Source organism: Sphingomonas sp. RIT328, from assembly GCF_000632225.1.
Classification (GTDB): Bacteria; Pseudomonadota; Alphaproteobacteria; order Sphingomonadales; family Sphingomonadaceae; genus Sphingomonas; species Sphingomonas kyungheensis.
Map to the genome: position 1 here is coordinate 1 of NZ_JFYV01000049.1, position 4,470 is coordinate 4,470.

Annotated in this window: 2 protein-coding genes; both read left to right on the forward strand. The window is 72.3% G+C overall.

All coding sequences use genetic code 11. The features are described from left to right. Nucleotides 1-97: 97 nt before the first annotated feature. Nucleotides 98-3,265, forward strand: a complete 3,168-nt coding sequence (locus BW41_RS16705) for a helicase-related protein (protein WP_051583628.1) — start codon at nucleotides 98-100, stop codon at nucleotides 3,263-3,265. A 426-nt stretch (nucleotides 3,266-3,691) separates the two neighbouring features. Then, the gene (locus tag BW41_RS16710; RefSeq protein WP_037535833.1) at nucleotides 3,692-4,243 is read left to right on the forward strand and encodes a DNA-3-methyladenine glycosylase; all 552 of its coding nucleotides are present in this window, start codon (nucleotides 3,692-3,694) and stop codon (nucleotides 4,241-4,243) included. Nucleotides 4,244-4,470 lie beyond the last annotated feature (227 nt).

Consider the following 4,470-nt stretch of genomic DNA (forward strand, 5'->3'; position numbering starts at 1 on the left):
CCCCTGACACGCCGCACGCCCGCCCGGCTCCCCCACCTCGATGGAACGTCACCGGCGACCGGCCGTTCGGGAAGCCCTCCTGCAAAAGGCGTCCAAAATGCCGGCCAGCCCTGCCGATATTCTCTCTCCGGCTGCCGATGCGCCTGCCGATCCGATCCTCGGCATCGCCGAAACCGCCGCCGCGCTCGCCGAACGGCTGGACGACGGCGACCTGCTCTATGCCGTCGCCGACGAGGCACGCGGGATCGCGCTGACCCATGCGCTGACGCTGGCGGTGCCCGATGCGACGGTGGTCTTTTGTCCCGGCAGCGACGCGCTGCCCGGCGACGCCGCCCCCGCCTCTCCCGGCAACGTCGGCCAGCGTGTCTCGGCGTTGCGGCGCATCCGCCTGCTGATCGAGGCGGACGAGCGGCCGCGGATCGCCTGTATCACCACCGGCGAAGCGCTCGCCCGCGCCTATCCGGCGCCCGACGCCTTCGCCGCCGCACCGCCGCGCGTCGCGGTCGATACGCCGGTCGACCTCGAAGCGCTGTTCGCCGACCTGACCGCGATCGGCTACACGTCCGACGAGCGCGTCGACGAGCCGGGCGAGGTCGCGCTGCGCGGGCAGGTGCTCGACGTCTACCCTGCCGACGCCGGACTGCCGCTGCGCATCGAGGCGGTCGACGGGCGTGTCGAGAGCCTGCGCTGCTTCGATCCCGCCGATCAGCGCACCACCGGCAGCATCGATGCGCGCGAGCTCGGCCGCGTCGCCGAACCGCCGCTCGCCGACGCGGGCGTGTCGCTCGCCGACCATGTGCCGGACGCCGCGATCGGGATCGAACCGGGCGCGGACGAGCGGCGGCGACGCTTCCTCGCGCTCGCCGCCGACGCCGCCAAGCGCCGTCCCAAACGCGCGATCGCCGACACGCTGAGCGATGCGCGCTGGCGCAAGACGGCGGGCGAGCGGCTGATGGCACCGCTGGCGCGCGCGGGCGATCCGCCGGCACGATTCGTCGAGAGCAAGGCGCCGATGCGCGCCTTCGCCAAGGCCGCACGCGGCGCGATCGAGGCGGGCGAGCGCGTCGTCATCCTCGGCGGCGCACGCGATCTGCGCTTCCTGCAACGCCGGATCGCGCGCACGCTCAAGCTGCCGGTCACGCCGGTCGAGGCGTGGCGGGCGGTTCGCGATGCCGCGCCGGGCAGCCTGCTGGCGCTGTCCCTCGCCGCCGATCGCGGCTTCCGGCGCGAGGGCATCTGCGCGATCGCCGCCGCCGACCTGCTCGGCAGCCGCGCCGAACGCGACGATGCGACCAGCCCGATCGCGCATACCGGCCTGTTCGACTTCGGCGAGATCCGCGTCGGCGACGTCGTCGTGCACGAGGATCATGGCCTCGCCGTCGTCACCGGCTTGCAGGCGCTGCCGGATCAGGCGGGCGACGCGATCGCCCTCACCTACGCCGACGACGGCGTCCGCCTCGTTCCCGTCGCGGAGGCGGACCGGATCTGGCGCTACGGCGCGGATGCCGAAGCGGTGACGCTCGACAAGCTCGACGGCGCGAGCTGGCAGAAGCGGCGCGGCGCGATCGACGCGGCGATCGCCGAAAGCGCCCGCGGCCTGACCGAACTCGCCGCCGAACGCAGCCGCCGCGATGCGCCCAAGCTGGTCGCCGATACCGACGCCTATGAACGGTTCGCCGCCGGTTTTGCCTTCACCGAGACGCCCGATCAGGCGCGCGCGATCGCCGCGGTGCGCGACGATCTCGCCGCGGGCAAGCCGATGGACCGGCTGGTGATCGGCGACGTCGGCTATGGCAAGACCGAAGTCGCGCTGCGCGCCGCGGCGATCGCCGCCCTGGCCGGGCATCAGGTGGCGATCGCCGCGCCGACCACGGTGCTTGCCCGCCAGCATCTGGAAAGCTTCGCCGCGCGCTTCGAGGGGACGGACATCGCGGTCGCCGGCCTGTCGCGACTGAGTTCGGCGACCGAGCGCAAGCAGGTCAAGGCCGGGCTTGCCGACGGATCGATCCGCATCGTCGTCGGCACCGGGGCAGTCGCCGGCAAGGGCATCGCCTATCAGGACCTCGCCCTCGTCATCATCGACGAGGAACAGCGCTTCGGCACCGCCGACAAGACGCGGCTGCGCGATCTCGGCGCCGGCCACGTGCTGACGCTGAGCGCGACGCCGATCCCGCGCACCCTGCAGACCGCCCTGATCGGCCTTCAGCAACTGTCGGTGATCGCGACGCCGCCGGCGCGGCGGCAGCCGATCCGCACCTCGGTCGGTGCGTTCGATCCGGCGGTGGTACGCACCGCGCTGCTGCGCGAACGCAGCCGCGGCGGCCAGAGCTTCGTCGTCGTGCCGCGGATCGAGGATATGGCGCCGCTCGCCGAGACGCTCGCCAAGTCGGTGCCCGAGCTCGACATCGTCCAGGCGCACGGCAAACTGCCCGCCGCCGAGATCGACGAGGCGATGGTACGCTTCGCCGGCGGCGATGGCGACGTGCTGCTCGCCACCAACATCATCGAGGCGGGGCTCGACGTGCCGCGCGCCAATACGATGGTGATCTGGAAGGCCGACCGCTTCGGCCTGTCGCAGCTCCACCAGTTGCGCGGGCGGGTCGGGCGCGGCCTGCGGCGCGGTCAGGTGCTGCTGCTCACCGATCCCGCCGCGACGATCGCACCGCGCACGCTCAAGCGGCTCAAGACGCTGGAGGCGTTCGACCGGCTCGGCGCCGGCTTCGCGATCAGCGCGCGCGATCTCGACATGCGCGGCGCGGGCGACCTGCTCGGCGAGACGCAGGCCGGGCATATGAAGCTGATCGGCATCGACCTGTACCAGCATCTGCTCGAAAGCGCGCTGCGCACCGCGCGCGGCGAGACGGTGGAGCGGTGGAGCCCGGAGCTGCACCTCGGCCTCGACGGCTGCCTGCCGCCGACATGGATGCCCGAGGAGGAGCTGCGCGTCACCACCTATGCCCGCCTCGCGCGGATCGAGGAGGCCGAGGGGCTCGACGGGCTGGCGGACGAGCTGGAGGATCGGTTCGGCGACCTGCCCGACGAGGCACGGCTGCTGTTCGCGGTGGCGCGCATCCGGGTGGCGGCACGGGCGGCCGGCATCGCCCGGATCGACGCCGGCCCCGCCGCGATCGCCTTCACCCCGCGCGCGGCGATGCCGGCACCCGAGGGGCTGGAGGAGAAGAACGGACGGCTGCTGCTCGCCGAGCGGATCGCCGATGCGCACGAACGGCTCGACCGGATCGCGGCGGTGCTGGAGGATTGGTGACGGCGGCGGCTGCGCGGGGTAAGGCGGGGCCGCCGGCCCGTGCCGGGAACGCCTCACCGAAGCCCAGAAGCGCTCCGTCACCCCGGACCTGTTCCGGGGTCCACCGGTCCGCGAAATCGACGGCTGAGACTCCTGCGCCACCGTGGATGCCGGAACAAGTCCGGCATGACGGAGGGAGTGGTGCAGAGGTCTCGCGTACGCCGAAGGCCATGATGTTTCACGCCGCAGGTGGTGGTCTGCTTGGCCACTGGGTTCCCGCCTGCGCGGGAACACTGATTGGGTGTGACGGCGCCGCTCGATACCACGGCTTCGGCGCGACGGGCGTGACGAACCGTGATCCGATTGCATCATCCTTTGTGCAGGTGACCTGATGCGCAGTGCCGCAAACCCCTTGCACCCGCGTGCGCCCCGCGCCACCGCCCGCCGATGCCCCTCCCCACCGCCTTCTTCGACCGCGACGTCGCGACCGTCGCGCGCGCGCTGATCGGCGCCGATCTGCGCGTCGATGGCGTCGGCGGCGTGATCGTCGAGACGGAGGCCTATGACGCCGACGACCCCGCCTCGCACAGCGTCAACGGGCCGACGCCGCGCAATGCGGCGATGTTCGGTCCGGCCGGCCATGCCTATGTCTATCGCAGCTACGGCATGCACTGGTGCCTCAACTTCGTCTGCCGGCCGGGGAGCGCGGTGCTGATCCGTGCGATCGAGCCGGTCGCGGGCGTCGAGACGATGATCGCGCGCCGCGGCCTTGCCGGGCCGCGCTTGCTCTGCGCCGGTCCGGGGCGTCTGTGCCAAGCGCTCGGCGTCGACCGGGCGCTCGACGGCGCGCCGCTCGATGCGCCGCCGTTCGCCCTCGAACCCGCGGCGCGTGACGAGGATATCCACGCCGGCGCCCGGATCGGCATCACCCGCGCGGTCGACACGCCGTGGCGCTTTTGTCGAACAGGCTCGCGCTTCCTCAGCAAGCCGGCGCGCTGATCCCAGCAATCGGCGTGACGGCCCAGATGTTGGCAATTCGTTACGGCGCCGACACGCCGAAACCCGCCCCTCCCTCCTGCAGCGCAATTGGCACGGCAGATGCAATGCTCCGGATACAGCCAATCGGGCTGATCTTTGGGAGGACATCATGCTCATCACCACCGTCGCCGCCGCGCTTCTGTCGATCACCAGCGCACCCCAGCCGACTGCCACGCCGACCCCGATCG